This window comes from Alkalihalobacillus sp. R86527 (assembly GCF_042466185.1).
Taxonomy (GTDB): domain Bacteria; phylum Bacillota; class Bacilli; order Bacillales; family Guptibacillaceae; genus Guptibacillus.
In genome coordinates, this window is sequence record NZ_JAXHBW010000001.1 from 432420 (window position 1) to 448837 (window position 16418).

Here is a 16418-nt window from a genome sequence, read left to right on the forward strand (position 1 = left end):
TTGGATCAGAGAGAGAAGAAGAAGTGAAAAATTTATACAGAAAGAGAAGACTAGAATGGAGCATTGGATCTGGCTTTGTTCAATCCGGCATGTCGGTCCTGTTTCTCAAAAGAAACTTCTGACCGCATTTGGGAGTCCTGAGCGAATTTATGAAGCTTCTTCTTCAGAGCTACAAGAAGTGAAGGGGATTTCTCAACGTGTCCGAGACGCTGTTTTGGAAGCTCGGTCATTAGAGAAATGCAAGCGCATTCTTGAGCGGGCTTATAAAGAAGAGATCTGGCTTTTAGCCCGGGATGACCCACTTTATCCGTCATATGCAAAAGACTTACCTGAATCACCAGCTCTACTTTATTACAAAGGCTTTATACGTCCATTCACTCCTTCTGTTGCAATCGTAGGTTCTAGAAATTGTACAGATGAAGGAAGAAGGGCTGCCGAAGACCTTTCGTACTCTCTTTCTAAAAGAAATATACCTGTGATCAGCGGGCTAGCGAAAGGAATTGATCAAGCTGCCCACGTAGGCTGCCTCGTAAATCGTGGTGTACCGATCGCCTTTGTTGCAAGCGGAGTAGATCGTTGCTATCCGAAAGAGCACCGCTCGCTCTACGAAGCAATTATCGAAAAGGGAGCCGTGATATCCCAGTACATGCCTGGCACACCTCCGTCTCCAAAGCAATTTATTCAGCGAAATGCGTTGATCAGTGCATGGTCGAGTCACGTAGTCGTCATTGAAGCTGGCGTGAAGAGTGGTGCCCTGTCCACCGCCCACTTTGCACGAAAGCACAATAGAAAAGTATTCATGTTACCGCGGAGTGATGCGCTATCTGAACTGATACCAGGCTGTTCGGTAGAGGATGGGTATTACCCATATCCGGGAGTTACAGCCTTTGAAGCGGTGCTGAACTAACTCCTAGCATCACTACCGTTTTTAATCCATCCCCTATAAAACTCCCCGAAATATCTGATTCCCTTCAGTAACTCCGAAATGATCCCTCTAGGATCTTCAAGCCCATCTCCCCACAAGAGCATGGTGGTCAAAGACCATCGGGGTAAGATGAGAAAAAGAAGAAGATAAACCTGCCTCTAGACCACCGGATCGAGCCATCGATCTGGTGGTTTTTTTGTTTGGTGATGGGGCCTGGATGGGGCCAGGCCCCATCACCAAACAATTTACAAACAAATTACAGATTTTTCATAAATTTTGTTGTATACTTCAAGTGGCGGAATTATTCGCTATAATCTGACTAAATCCGGGGGGATACATGTTGAAAAGAAAGTCTTCGAGTCACATGATTAGCTTCTTGCTGATCTTTTCAATGGTCTTGAGCTTTTTTGCTGCGCCTGTTTCTCAGTATGCATCAGCTGCTGAAGAGACGTTTCAGAGTGTCATTATTTCTGAATACATAGAGGGCGGAGGTCACAACAAAGCAATAGAGCTTTACAACGGTACAGGTAGTTCAGTAGATTTAGCTAACTATGCGCTAGAACTCTATACGAATGGGGAAGCACCGCCTAAGTATTCTGTAACATTAGACGGTACGATAGCTGATGGAGAAGTATATGTACTTTCCCATGATAGCGCTGACCAAGTGATTCTCGATCAGGCAGATACTACGAATCAAACCGTTACGAATTTCAACGGGAATGACACGTTAGTTCTGAAAAAGAACGACACGATTGTTGATTCTTTGGGGCAAATCGGAAATAGCGCCGATTTCGCTAAAGACGTTACCCTCGTTCGTAACGACTCAATCAAGTCTGGCGATACGAACCCGAACGACACATTCGATGCTTCATCAGAATGGACATCCCACGCGAAAGACACAACGACTTACCTCGGTTCTCACCTATCAGATGGTGGAACAGACCCAGAACCAGTCGAACTTTCTTCTATTGCCGATGCTCGTTCGAAAACAGTCGGTTCAGCAGTGAAAGTGAAAGGCATCGCGACAGCTTCCTTTGTTGCTGGAAGTAGTACAAACCTATACATTCAAGACGACACGGCTGGTATCATCGTACGCGCTGAAGGAATCAAAGCAAACCCAGGTGATGAAATCACAGTAGAGGGCAAACTTGATGACTATTATGGCATGGCACAGATCAGCACAACTTCTTCACAAATCGCAATCACAACACAAGATAAAGGCATACCTCAACCACAAACGATTCAATCTACTAATCTAACATCCGATAACGGTGAAGCCGTTGAAGGAGAATACGTAGAACTTAAGAACGTAACCATCCAATCCAAAAATCAATTTGGTGAATTTAAAGCAACGGATTCAGCAGGAGCATTAACAATCGACAATTTCAATACTGATAATCTTGAAGTAGGAAAAACGTATGAGCTTCTTCGTGGGGTAATTAACTATGACCATGAGGAATATAAGCTCGTTTTTCGTAGTGCATCAGATATAATTGAAAACGCTTTCTCTGTTGTGGCTAACCCAGGTGCGGGTTCAGTAACAGAAGGAACGAAGGTTGAACTTGAATCTGCGACAGAAGGAGCGAACATTCACTATACGGTGGATGGGTCAACTCCAACAGATCAAAGCACTGAGTACACAGCTCCGATCGTACTTACAAAAGATACAACGATTAAAGCAATCGCAACGAAAGATGGTAGAACGAGCGAAGTAGCAACATTCAGCTACACCGTACTGAAACCCGCGGACAACGTGAACATCCACGATATTCAAGGTGCAGGACATGAGTCTCCATATAAAGGCCAACCTGTATCTGAAGTGGAAGGAATTGTTACAGCAAAAGCGGGAGCAAACGGCTTCTATATGCAAAGTGAAACACCTGACGCACGTGTTGCAACATCAGAGGGGATCTATGTTTATAGCAAAGGTCATTCAGTTAAAGTGGGCGACAAAGTCTCCGTTGACGGTAAGGTAGCTGAATGGAGAGAAGAAGGCTACGACGATGCAAAAGATTTATTAACAACACAAATCTCAGCATCTAACGTAACTGTGGTTTCATCTGATCAAACAGTACCGGCTGCAATCGTGATTGGTCAAGATCGCACGCCGCCAACTGAAACAATCGAAGATGATGGTATGAAAACATTTGACCCTGAAACAGATGGACTGGACTTTTATGAAAGCCTTGAAGGGATGCTTATAGAAATTCCTGATGCGCTGATTTCAGGTCCAGCGAAATATGATGAAGTACCAGTTTTCGTGAACACAAGCGACGATCAACTTCGCACACGTGCTGATGGGCTATTGATCTCACCTGAAGATTACAACCCTGAACGCATGCTGATCGATGTTGATGGTATTGACGTGAATGTGAAAACGGGCGATTCGTTCGATGGATCTATTCTAGGTAACGTTAGCTATGACTATAGCAATTTCAAAATTCGCCCAACGGGTACATTCCCATCCGTTGTCGACGGTGGAGTTGAAAGAGAAACAACAGAAATCGAGGTTTCAGACGAGAAGCTTACGGTAGCGTCTTACAACATCGAGAACTTCCGTGCGCCTCAAACTGAAAAAGCAGAGAAAATCGCGGAATCGATCGTTTCAAATATGAAGACACCTGACATCATCGGTCTCGTTGAAGTACAGGATAACAACGGACCGACTGACGATGGCACAACAGATGCAAGTGAATCTTACAAAGCACTTATCAAAGCAATCGAAAGCGCTGGTGGGCCAACGTATAAATTCGCAGAAGTGGCACCACTTGATAAAACAGATGGCGGACAGCCTGGAGGAAATATTCGTGTAGGATTCATCTACAATCCTGATCGCGTTGATTTCTCTAACAAGCCAGAAGGAGATGCAACGACTGCAGTCGGTGTTGATAAAAATGGTCTGACGCATAACCCAGGTCGAATCGATCCGACAAATGAAGCGTTCGATGATTCTCGTAAAGCACTTGCTGGAGAATTTTCATTTAACGGTGAAAAAGTAATCGTCATCGCAAACCACTTTAACTCAAAAGGTGGAGACGGTGCGCTATTTGGTAGCGATCACCCTGTTGTACTTAATAGTGAAGTGCAGCGAATGAAGCAAGCGACTGTCATCAACGACTTTGTTAATCGTGCAGTCGATACGATGGAAGAGGCGAACGTGATCGTATTAGGAGACTTGAACGATTTCGAATTCTCAAATCCAATCAATACGCTTGAAGGCGATGTTCTTACAAATATGATGGAGAAGCTTTCAGCTGAAGAGCGTTACACGTACATCTATCAAGGAAACTCTCAAGTTCTTGATCACATTCTTGTAACGAATAATCTAGCAAAACATACTGCGATCGACAGCATCAATATTAACTCAGACTTTAGTGAGGCTGATGGACGCGCGAGTGACCACGATCCAGTTTTAGCTCAGATTCAATTTGATAAAAAAGTTGATCGAACAAGTGGAAAAGATCGCTACAAAACAGCGATTGAAGTTTCAAAAGCAGGCTGGGAGCAGGCGGATACAGTTGTGATCGCTCGTGGCGATACGTACCCTGATGCACTTGCAGGTGCGCCACTTGCTTACAAATACGACGCTCCAATTCTTTTGAATCCTGAGAACAAACTGAATGCTGATGTTCGGGCTGAGCTCGATCGTCTATCTGCTAAGAACGTTATTATTCTTGGTGGAACTGGCGCGATCTCAAATTACGTAGAATACCAGATTGAAGGTCTTGGAATCAAAGCAGAGCGAATCTCTGGTAAGGATCGCTTTGAAACAGCGGCTAACATTGCCGCGCGCCTTGACGGTAATCCGGCAAAAGCAGTCATCGCGGATGGCTATAACTATCCAGATGCGCTAGCTGTTGCTTCACATGCTGCGAAAAAGGGTTATCCAATTTTACTAACAGGTAAAAAAGAATTGCCTAAAGCAACGAAAACAGCTCTTCGTTATATCGATGAAACGATCGTTGTTGGCGGAACAGGTGCGATCGGTGCAGATGTGTTTAATGAGCTTCCGAAACCGAAGCGCTATAGCGGAAGTGATCGCTATGCGACAGCGGCAACCATTGCTACTGACCTTGTCGGCTCAACGAACAAAGCCTTCATCACGACAGGAAGCGAATTTGCAGATGCGTTAACTGGGTCTGTCCTCGCTGCAAAAGAAGATGCAGTCATGCTTCTCGTTCAAAAAGAGAAGGTACCAGAGGCGACACAATCTGCAATTGATGAACTCGACATCATTAACTTCCGCATTCTTGGAGGTACTGGTGCTGTAAGTGAAAAGGTTATGAACCAACTGAAAAAGTAATTGAGGAGTCGGGGTATCTGCTGTCAGCAGTGCCCCGCCCAACTAGCAATCTACTATATTTTATAAAAAGAGAAGGAAGTGTCTGAACACATGAAAATGAAAAAGCCATTTATCGCTGTATTATCATCTGCTGCCCTAGCTATGGGGATTGCAGCTGCTGCACCTGCAACACCAACTGAAGCGGCTACGGGGAATTTTGACTTAACGATCATGCATACGAATGACACACATGCACACTTAGAAAATGCTGCAAAACGTGTTACAGCTGTGAAAGACATTCGTGCTGAGCGCGAGAATTCCATTCTTGTTGATGGAGGGGATGTTTTTTCCGGAACCCTTTTCTTCAACAAATACAAGGGTCTTGCTGACGTTCAGTTTATGAACATGATGGAATACGATGCGATGGTTCCTGGTAACCACGAATTCGATGAAGGTCCAAAAACGTTTTCTGACTTCGTGAAAAAGACCGAATTTCCAATCGTAAGTTCGAACATTGATTACAGTAAGAATGAGGATCTTAACCCTCTTTATAAAGATGAAGTTGGGACACCTGGAGATGGTGGCACAATCTATCCAGCAGTCGTTCTTGATGTGAATGGTGAGAAAGTTGGTGTGTTCGGCTTAACAACGGAATCGACACCTGAACTTTCTGGACCTGGAGATACCCTCACATTTGAAGATCACCAAGAGCATGCGGCAGAAATGGTGAAAATGTTTGAAGGCAAAGGCATTAACAAAATCATTGCGCTAACTCACCTTGGAAAAAATACGGAAGTAGAGCTTGCAGGAGCGGTTGAGGGCATTGATGTAATCGTTGGTGGACATAGTCATACTAAGCTTGAAGAGGAAATTGTTGTGCATAAAGACGAAGAACCCACTCTTGTTGTTCAAGCATTCGAATACAGCAACTTCCTTGGAGATCTACAAGTCACTTTTGATTCTAACGGTGTTCTAACAGGCTGGGATGAAACCCTTGTTAATTTAGGAAGAGATAGTAAAATAGAACCAGATCCTGAAGCTCAGAAGCTTTATGAAGAGCTAAAGAAACCGCTAGAGGAAATTGAGAAAGAAGTGGTTGGTCACTCAGACGTATTCCTTGATGGTGAACGTAGTTCCGTGCGCTCTGGTGAAACGAATCTTGGAAACGTGATCACAGATGCAATGCTTTCAAAGGCACAAGAGTTCACTGATGCTACGATTGCGATTCAAAATGGTGGTGGTATCCGTGCTTCAATCGACAAAGGACCGATCACGATGGGAGAAGTTTTAACAACGATGCCATTCGGAAATAATCTTGTAACACTTGATTTAACTGGTCAAGAAATCATGGATTCTCTCGAACACGGATTGAGTGGTATTCAGGACGGAGAAGGTCGTTTCCCTCACGTTTCTGGAATCATGTACTCTTATGATGAAGAAGCTGAAGTAGGCAAGCGACTTTTAGATGTGAATGTGAAAACGGATAAAGGTTACAAAGATATTGATCTAGACGCTACGTACACTGTCGCAACAAACTCGTTCATGGCAACGGGCGGAGATGGCTACACAGTGATGGGGCAAGCGGCTGAAGAAGGACGTATGGAGGAACTTTTCTTCGTAGACTTCGAACTATTTAATGAATACATCGACGGTAAGACGATTGAAATGGGGCAAGAAGCAAGAATCGTTGAAGAAGAAGCAACGCGTCTTTCTGGAGATGACCGTTATGACACGGCTATCAAAGTTTCACAAGCTGGATGGGAGAGTGCAGATACTGTTGTACTAGCACGAGGTGATGCATTCCCTGACGCTCTTGCAGGTGCACCACTTGCTTACGAATTGGACGCTCCGATCTTGCTGACGGGTCAGGATTTTCTTAATAAGAAGGTAAAAGAAGAAATCAAGCGTCTTGGTGCGAAGGATGTTGTTATTCTTGGTGGAACAGGCGCTGTGAGTGACTATGTAGAATACCAGGTTGAAGGACTTGGAGTCGAAGTTGAGCGAATCAACGGTAAGGACCGTTTTGATACAGCAGCAAACATCGCTGCACGCCTTGGTGGTTCACCAGAGCAAGCCGTTGTTGCAAACGGAATGAACTTCCCGGATGCTCTTTCGATCGCATCATACGCCGCTCGTAACGGCTATCCAATCTTATTATCAGAAGAAGATGAGCTTCCTATGGTAACAAAGCGTGCTCTTTCTAACGTTGATATGTCGATTGTTGCTGGTGGAACTGGCGTGATTAGTAAAGAAGTAGAAGGCATGCTTCCAGAAGCAACGCGCTATGCTGGGAAAGATCGCTTCAGCACTGCTGCAACGATCGCGACTGATTTAAATCCGTCGGCTCGCGTGTTCGTAGCAACTGGAATGGACTTTGCAGATGCACTAGCAGGATCCGTTCTTGCGGCGAAGCAGAACGCATCGATCCTACTTGTTCAACCGAACAAGCTTCCTGAAGCGACTGAAAAAGCAATCGATGATTTAGAAGCATACGACTTTACTGTAACGGGCGGAACTGGCGCAGTAAGTGACGATGTGTTTAATAAGCTTTCAAAATAAAGAGATACTAAAGGAAGTGCCATCATGGTGCTTCCTTTATTTTTATTTTCAGCAGGACTTTTGAATGGCGTGGCAAATAGTAATAAAGCAATGTTCTTTATAATGCATAACATAAAGAACAGCAATCAAAGGAGGCAAACAAGTGAAGCAACGTTTTAGGAAAACGCGATTATTGGTTATCCTGTCCCTTGTTATGATGCTTTTTGCTCCGTCTTTTGCAAACGCTGCCCCGTTCGCTCATGATCAATGGAGTTATGTTGCCCTTGGTGATTCATTGGCTGTAGGGATCCAATTTGATGGAAAACCAGGCGATAGCTATGCAGATTACATAGCACATGATTTAGAAAACATCTATCAGTTAGAGTCATATACAAAGAAATTCGCTGTGCCGGGTCTTACGACTGATGGTCTTTTGGAACAATTAACGATGAACGTAGAAGCGCAACAAGCTGTGGCGAATGCTGATCTTATTACGCTCACTATAGGAGCGAATGACTTTCTAAACGTCTTGAAAACTAGCCCGGAAGATCTGGAAGATACAGAGAAAGTAAAGCTATTGTTTCAAAAAGTCCAAGCAAACTATGCGCAAGTCATGGGAGTAATCCGTAAATTAAATCCGGATGCCAACGTATTCTTAATGGGCTATTATAACTCGTTTTACGCATATCCAGCGGAGCAGCAAGTGGTATTCACTCAGCTCATGCAGTCATTAAATCAAATGATTCAAACGCTAGCAGTCGGATCGGGTAGTGGGTTTGTACCTACGTATGATGCGATTGCTATGAACTATACTGAGTATTTACCGAATCCTCAAAATGTCCATCCGGGACCAGCAGGCTATAAGGTGATAGCGGATGAATTTTGGAAGCAGATCAAGATGGTTGTGCCTGTAGAAGTCGAACGAATCTCTGGAAAGAATCGATACGAAACGGCAGTAGCAATTTCTAATATAGGGTGGGAGTCAGCTGATACCGTGATCATTGCACGAGGAGATGATTTCCCTGATGCGCTTGCAGGAGCTCCTCTTGCCTATAAGATGGATGCGCCGATCTTGTTAACTGGCAAGACGCTTCCTCAATCGGTAAAAGACGAGCTTGCGAGATTAAAAGCCGAGAAAGCTATTATTCTCGGAGGCAAAGGTGCTGTATCAACTTATGTCTATAATGAGCTCAAAAGCTTAGGGGTTGATGTCGATCGAATCGGTGGAATCGATCGTTTTGAAACGGCGACAAACATCGCTGCTGTACTCGGTGGCGATCCAGAAAAAGCCATCGTAGCAAACGGACTGGATTTTCCAGATGCACTTTCGATCGCATCTTTTGCAGCGGAGAACGGTTTTCCAATTTTATTAACAAAGAAAAGCGAATTACCAGAAGCAACGAAAAAGGCACTGCATGGGTTTGAGTCTTCAATTGTGGTTGGAGGCACAGGGGTTATTTCTGAAAATATTTTGGCGAATCTTCCTGGGGCTGAGCGATATGGTGGAGAAAACCGTTACGCTACATCAGCGAAGATAGCGACAATACTTAATCCTGCTGATAAGGCGTTTGTTGCAACGGGCGCGGATTTTGCAGATGCCCTAACCGGTTCCGTTGTCGCTGCGAAAACGAATAGTACCTTTCTCCTTGTACCACCAACTAGCGTAGACGATTCAATTTCAGGAGCAGCTACTGAACTAGGAATCAGGCACTTTACGATTCTAGGCGGGGAAGGTGCAGTGAGCAATAATGTAGAAAAACTACTCGAAGCGATCAAATAATTTAAGAGCGGGGTCAGGTAGGGGACAGTCCCCCACCTGACCCCGCTTTCATGTTACACTAGAAAATGATGGAAAAAGGGGAAGGGGAGAACACATTGAAAAAGAATTTTATTCGAATCGTCATTGCTTTATTAATTGTAAGTAGCTTTGGTAGCTTACAGCTAGGGGGCAATAAGGTACAAGCAGCTGAAAACCTTACATACGCTAACATTGGACAAATATTAACTGAAGAAGCGATCAAGATGGATATTCCACCTGAGGTAGCGAAAGCGATCGCATACGAAGAAAGTGCTTGGGACCAACAGAAGGTTTCGAGTGTTGGAGCAATTGGAGTAATGCAAGTATACAAGCCAGATGCATCTGATGACGAAAAGAACAAACTAAGATATGATACGCGCTATAATATCCAACAGGGTCTTAAAATTCTCAATGATAAGTTTGTAGGTAAAGATGGTAAACTTCCAACAGTTAACGAGAATGATCGTGACGTGCTTGAAAGTTGGTATTTCGCTGTACTTGCATACAACAGTGTTGTACAGAAGAATAGTCCACTAATACTAAGTGATGGTTCAGGAGATCGAAATCTTGGTGCTTATCAAGAGAAAGTCTATCAATCTATTGAAAATTACAGCATATCAGGAAACGTTCAACCGATTCCTTTCAAATTCACAAAAAACGATTTTAGTTATGGGGATGGAAATCAGCTCTATTTCGAAACGTTTCATTATGAAATTCCTGAAAGTGAACTGCATAGAACCGCGCAGAATTATAAAGGCCAAGACATTGTAATCACAGCACAGCAAGCTAATTTCAGAGACGCACCATCGTCTAAAGCTAAGAGTATAGCGTCAACGACAGAGCGTGAACCTGTAACGCTAACAAGCGATCGTATCTATGATGATTCATCTAATTATGGAGTAAGCGATGCAAGTATGGTGTACAAGCACTATGTTTGGTACAAAGTAGAACTCGATAGTGGGAAAGAAGCGTACGTAGCTTCTGGCGATCTCATCCAGCTCGGCCAACGCTTATCGGGTCCTGACCGTTACAAAACAGCTGCAGCCATTGCACAAGAGGGATGGCCAAATGGAGCAGATACGGTTGTAATCGCAAGAGGTGGCGATTATCCAGATGCGCTCGCTGGAACACCACTTGCATATGAACTAGATGCACCGATGCTATTAACAGAGAAGAAACAGTTAACAGAATCTACAATGGATGAATTACAGCGCTTAAAGCCAAACAAAGTTATTCTTCTTGGTAGTAATGGCGCTATAAAAGACGTTGTGAAAGAAGAAATTGAAGGTATGGGAATTGAAGTAACACGTCATGGTGGATCCAATCGTTTTGAAACAGCATCGATTATAGCGGATCAACTTCCGAAAAGTAACACTGCGATTCTTGCATACGGACTGAACTTCCCAGATGCTCTTTCAATCGCTCCTTATGCTGCGAAAAATGGGTATCCGATTTACCTTGCACTTACGAATAAACTTCCTGAAGCAACGGCAAAAGCAATCAAGAACTACGACAACGTAATCGTAGTGGGAAGTAATGGTGTTGTAAGCGAAAAAGCGTTAAAAGGGATTCCTAACTACAAGCGTTACGCTGGAAAAGATCGTTATGAAACAAATATAGATATTCTGAAAAATCTTCCACTTGGAACGGAGCAAGCCTATGTCGCTACAGGTGATGATTACCCAGACGCCCTTACAGGAGCAGTACTTGCAGCAAAGAATAACGCTCCATTGATTCTTTCTCCTGCAAAATCTCTACAACCTGTCACACAAGCTTACCTTGAAAACTCATCGTTCGACCGTTTTGAATTCCTAGGCGGTGACGATGTAATCAACGTTGAAAAAGATCTTACACAAATTCTGCTAAACAACTAGTTCTTCTAATAGAACGAGAGATGTCGGTTAACCTCGACATCTCTCATTTTTTGTGGAGTGGAAATATTATCCTAATTTTCAGAATTGTGATATCATTTAAGGTAATAAAAATGATACATAGTTAAGGGAGGAAATAGCTTGAAGATGAGTAGAGTGATCGTCTCGATTTTATTCATTGCACTTCTGTTCTTTATATGGAACGAAAATGCTTTCGCAGCTCCTGCCAACGATGTATTTCGAACCACTACGCAACCTGACGGAACAACTTTTCTTGCAAAGTCAGTAGGAGACGAATTTAAACACTGGTACGAAACAAAGAATGAGAAAGTCATCGTGCGAAATGAAGATGGCTATTGGTATTACGCGAAAGTTGAGAAATCGAACGTTACCGCTACCTCATCCAAGGTTGGGATAGACAAGCTCCCAAAAGATGCAGCCGAAAAGAACGATATGCTAGAGCTACCTTCCCAAAAGCTACTTACTCCTAAAGCAAGTCAAGTAAGTCATAAAAGCACTCTGAAAACTGCTGATTCTCTCTCCTCACATAATTTAGTAGTGTTATTAGTGAGCTTCAGTGACACAAAAATAAGAAAGTCTGAAACGGTTTGGGCAGATAAAATTTTTAATCGTAATGGTAACACGTTGAACAACTATTATGACGAAGTTTCTTCAGGAAAGTTTCAGTTCACACCGGCTGAAGAGTCAAGTGAGCTAAACAATGGGGTAGTGTCGGTAACGTTAGACTATAACCATCCTAGTCCGGTAGGCAAAGTAACAGAATTTGAGACTTATAGAAAATTAGCTACCGATGCTCTTGAAGCTTCCGACAGCATGATTAATTACAAAAAATACGATAAAGACAATAATAAATACATCAGTACGGATGAACTTCATGTCGTCACAATTATTGCAGGTGGAGAAGCAAGTTACGGAGACGGTGATCATTCTGTTTGGGGCCATAAATGGGGCTTACTTTCACCTCTAAATTTAGACGGCGTTTTTGTTGGTTCGCTTTACGATAACGGAGGTTACACGCAGTTTGGTGAATATCATGGTTCGCATCTAGCTACTATCGGAATTATTGCTCATGAACTCGGTCATGATCTTGGTTTACCAGATTTATATGACCGGGATCGTTCTTCCCTTGGAATTGGTGTTCATAGCCTGATGGGTTCGGGGTCATGGGCAGAGAAGACAGGAGAACATTCTGGTCAAACCCCCACCCACTTGGACGCATGGTCAAAAGTTCAGCTCGGTTTTGCAGTACCTGAAGTGATCACGTCATCGGGAACCTTCACCTTTAATTCAACCAAAGATGGTGGATACAATGTCATAAAAATCGACACCGATCGACCATGGGAATACTTCCTTATCGAAAATCGCCAGTATGCAGGTTTCGACAAGGGATTAGAAAACGCCACACTATCTGGTGGGGTAGCGATTTGGCATATTGATGAAAGTGCATATTATAAACAAAACGATGATGAAGGCAACAAGCTTGTCGACCTTGAAGAAGCAAGTGAAGGAGAGGAAGGGAGCGATCTCGATAACAGACGATGGTACAAACCTTTCAATCATTACTACCGAAAAGGCTTCAAAACATTACTTAACAACACAACCAAACCGAATAGTAAATTATATGAGGGCTTATCAACAGATGTTTCGATCGAGATAACTGATTATAGCCAGGATATTATGAAGGGGAAGGTTACTCTCGGAAACGAAGATGTTCAGGAACCTGTTTGGCAAACAAATGCAACCGTCACCCCAGTCAGTGTGACTTCAGATGCAGTGTCGTTATCCTGGGCAGCAGCTTCAGATGCGTCCGGAATCGCAAACTATGAAGTCTACCTTGGTAATTCCTTAATAAAAACCGTTGCTGGAAGTACGAAAAGTGCACTAATAGCAGACTTGAAAGCGAATAAATCCTATACATTTAAAATTGAAGCCGTAGACAAGAAAGGTAACCGAACGACAGATGGTCCTTCTGTAACGGTTAAAACGAAGCTAGAAAGCATCATGAGACTAAAAGGGAAAGACCGATTCTTGACAGCCAATGAAATTAGTCAGCAAACTTACAGAATGGCTAAGACAGTCATCATAGCAACAGGGTATGATTTTCCGGATGCACTAGCTGGTGGTCCGCTTGCTAGAAAGCTAGAAGCCCCTATTCTATTAGCTGGGAAAACGAGTCTGTCAGATGGCACAGTAAAGGAAATCAAGCGTTTGAAGGCATCTGAAGCGATTATTCTAGGTGGTAACGGAGCAGTCTCAGACGCGATCCGTGTTCAATTGGAAGAGCTTGGCCTGAAGGTAGATCGAATCAAAGGCAAAGACCGTTTCGAAACAGCTGCGAAAATTGCCGATGAACTGAAGCCTTACGACCGAGCAATCGTAGCGTATGGACTGACCTTCCCAGATGCCCTAGCGATCGCTCCGTATGCAGCTCAGAATGGGTATCCTATTTTGCTAACGAGCACCAAAAAACTACCCAACGTAACGAAAACTGCTCTTGCTAAAGTTGAAAAAACCTATGTGATTGGTGGGACAGGTGTGATATCTGCCGATGTCGCAAATAAACTCCCAGCACCAACCCGATATTCTGGTAAAAACCGCTTTGCTACAAACGCGGATATCGTATCAAAACTTTATACAAACTACGACACCGTTTATTATGCGAGCGGAATGAACTTCCCTGACGCGTTGACAGGCTCCGTTGCTGCAGCCCAGCATTATGCACCTAAGTTTCTCGTAACAAAAGACAAGATACCAAAGGAAATCATCGCGCTTATCGAAAAAAGAAAAGCAACGTCCTATGTAATAGTAGGAGGAAGCGGAGCGATCAGTAATAAGGTAGAAGATCAACTATCCAACTAATAAGGGAGCAGAGCCACTGTCCAAATAGAGGGCAGTGGCTTTTCTTATGTCTTTTTACCTACTACTAACTACCATAATTCGCCACTATTCGTATAAATAACCTTTTTTGTATAAAAATTTAGCACTTTTTAAAGGGAAACTATTCAAACTTAGCGAATTATAGCCGATATTGTTAAATAGTAAATGTCGGTCTGTCATGCAGTGAAACCATTAAGGGGGATGTACATGCAAGGTTCTACGCTAAAGAAAACGGTAGTTGGATCAGCGCTTTTGTCTGGTTTTTTTTATGTTCAAGCCGGGGAAGTAGAAGCTGCCCTTGGTAATCAGGAATTAACGCTCGGAATGAACAATTCCGATGTGAAAGAACTGCAAGACGTTTTGAAAGAAAAGGGTTACTTTACATATCATACGTCAACAGGATACTTTGGCCCGATCACCGAGAAAGCCGTTAGCGATTTTCAAAAAGCAAAAGGATTACCAGTAACAGGTACTGCAAATGGTGAGACTCTTAGCGCATTGAAAGGAGCTACTGTAAAAGCTGTTTCTACCTCTTCTCAAACACTATCGATGGGTGAACGTGGCCAGGCGGTGAGTGATCTTCAAACGAAGTTGAAGAACAAAGGGTATTATAATTATAACGTCGATGGGATCTTCGGACCGATCACTGAAAAGGCTGTGAAGCAATTCCAGAAGGCGAAGGGTCTTTCAGTTACTGGAATCGTCGATCAGGCGACAGAAAATGCAGTGAATGCTTTCGCGACGAAAACGACAAAACCTTCCCAGCAGGCTGATTCGTTGAAAGTTGGCGCACGTGGTGCTGAAGTTTCAACAGTACAGCAACAGCTGAAGAACAAAGGGTATTACAGCTATGCAGTGGATGGAATCTTCGGACCAATCACGGAGAAAGCAGTAAAGCAGTTCCAAAGCGCGAATGGCTTATCGAGCACGGGCGTCGTTGATGGGAAAACAAAAGACAAGCTTTCTGCAACTTCATCAACTCAAGTAGAGAAAAAGAAAGAAGAAAAAGTTTCTGGCCTCACGATCGGTGCACGTGGAAGTGCAGTCACGTCTCTGCAGCAAGGGCTTAAGGATCGCGGCTATTACAATTACAAAGTCGATGGCATCTTTGGTTCGATTACTGAAAAAGCAGTGAAAGAGTTCCAAAGTGTCGTCGGTCTTTCTGTGACAGGCGTTGCGGATGATGCGACAGTCGATGCATTGAAATCGCGTGGAGGTACGACAACACAATCGGTTTCAGTGATGAAAGTCGGCTCACGTGGCGATAACGTTGTTAAGCTTCAACAAGACCTCAAAACCGCAGGTACGTTTCATGTAGGTGTAACTGGATATTTTGGCCCCGTTACTGAAAAAGCTGTGAAGGACTTTCAAAGAGCGAAGGATCTTACCGTAACTGGAACAGCAACGAAGGAAACGCTCGATACGCTGAGCAACACGACTAGTCCAGCGGTTCATCCTCCAGCACAGGATTCTTCTCATGACGATGTTCTCAAGGTTGGTTCAAAAGGGGAGCTCGTCGTCGAACTTCAGTCTAAGCTAAAAGCGCTTGGCTATTACAACGGTGCAACAGATGGCGCATTCGGACCGATTACTGAAAGTGCTGTGAAGACGTTCCAATCTCGTAATAAGCTGACTGCGAACGGAATCGTTGATTCATCGACATGGGAGAAGCTGAAGCAAGGGACTTCCTATGATGGCGGTGGTTCTGGAGATACAGGTAGTGGTTCTTTCAGCGTCATGGATCTGATCGCAGATGCATCAGAGTTTATTGGTGTTCCTTATACGTGGGGAGGCAATACGCCGCAATCAGGTTTCGATTGTAGCGGCTTTCTCGTTTACGTATTCAAGAAGCAGGGGGTTTCCTTGCCGCGAACAATGGCACAGATGTGGAATGTGACGACTCCAGTCAGCAGCCCATCTGTTGGGGACATCGTGTTTTTTGAAACATATAAACCAGGAGCATCACATGGTGGAATCTACATCGGAAACAATAAGTTCATTCACGCTGGATCTTCTACAGGCGTTACGATCAGTAACATGAACTCAAGCTACTGGTCACCGAGATACCTCGGTGCGAAGCGAGCTCATTAATAGGAAGAAGGCCGA

The 16418-nt window shown here is 43.7% G+C and carries 7 protein-coding genes; all 7 read left to right on the plus strand.

Going from position 1 to position 16418, the window contains the following annotated elements:
- Nucleotides 1-55: 55 nt before the first annotated feature.
- The 7 genes from SJY16_RS02350 (at nt 56) to SJY16_RS02380 (ending at nt 16403) form a co-directional block, all read left to right on the plus strand.
- The gene (locus SJY16_RS02350; RefSeq protein WP_377887459.1) at nt 56-907 is read left to right on the plus strand and encodes a DNA-processing protein DprA; all 852 of its coding nucleotides are present in this window, start codon (nt 56-58) and stop codon (nt 905-907) included.
- 355 nt (nt 908-1262) lie between these two features.
- Nucleotides 1263-5228, plus strand: coding sequence for a cell wall-binding repeat-containing protein (locus SJY16_RS02355; RefSeq protein WP_377887460.1), 3966 nt, complete (start codon nt 1263-1265; stop codon nt 5226-5228).
- A gap of 90 nt (nt 5229-5318) precedes the next feature.
- Nucleotides 5319-7766: a cell wall-binding repeat-containing protein gene (locus SJY16_RS02360; RefSeq protein WP_377887461.1), complete on the plus strand. Its 2448-nt coding sequence runs from the start codon at nt 5319-5321 to the stop codon at nt 7764-7766.
- Nucleotides 7767-7908: 142 nt separating this feature from the next.
- On the plus strand, nt 7909-9525 hold the full coding sequence (locus SJY16_RS02365) for a cell wall-binding repeat-containing protein (protein WP_377887462.1): 1617 nt from the start codon (nt 7909-7911) through the stop codon (nt 9523-9525).
- A 95-nt stretch (nt 9526-9620) separates the two neighbouring features.
- Nucleotides 9621-11417 (plus strand): cell wall-binding repeat-containing protein, encoded by a 1797-nt coding sequence (locus SJY16_RS02370; protein ID WP_377887463.1) that lies wholly within the window; start codon nt 9621-9623, stop codon nt 11415-11417.
- Between the two features lie 144 nt (nt 11418-11561).
- Nucleotides 11562-14294 (plus strand): cell wall-binding repeat-containing protein, encoded by a 2733-nt coding sequence (locus SJY16_RS02375; RefSeq protein ID WP_377892028.1) that lies wholly within the window; start codon nt 11562-11564, stop codon nt 14292-14294.
- Between the two features lie 225 nt (nt 14295-14519).
- Nucleotides 14520-16403, plus strand: a complete 1884-nt coding sequence (locus tag SJY16_RS02380) for a C40 family peptidase (RefSeq protein ID WP_377887464.1) — start codon at nt 14520-14522, stop codon at nt 16401-16403.
- Nucleotides 16404-16418: the final 15 nt, after the last annotated feature.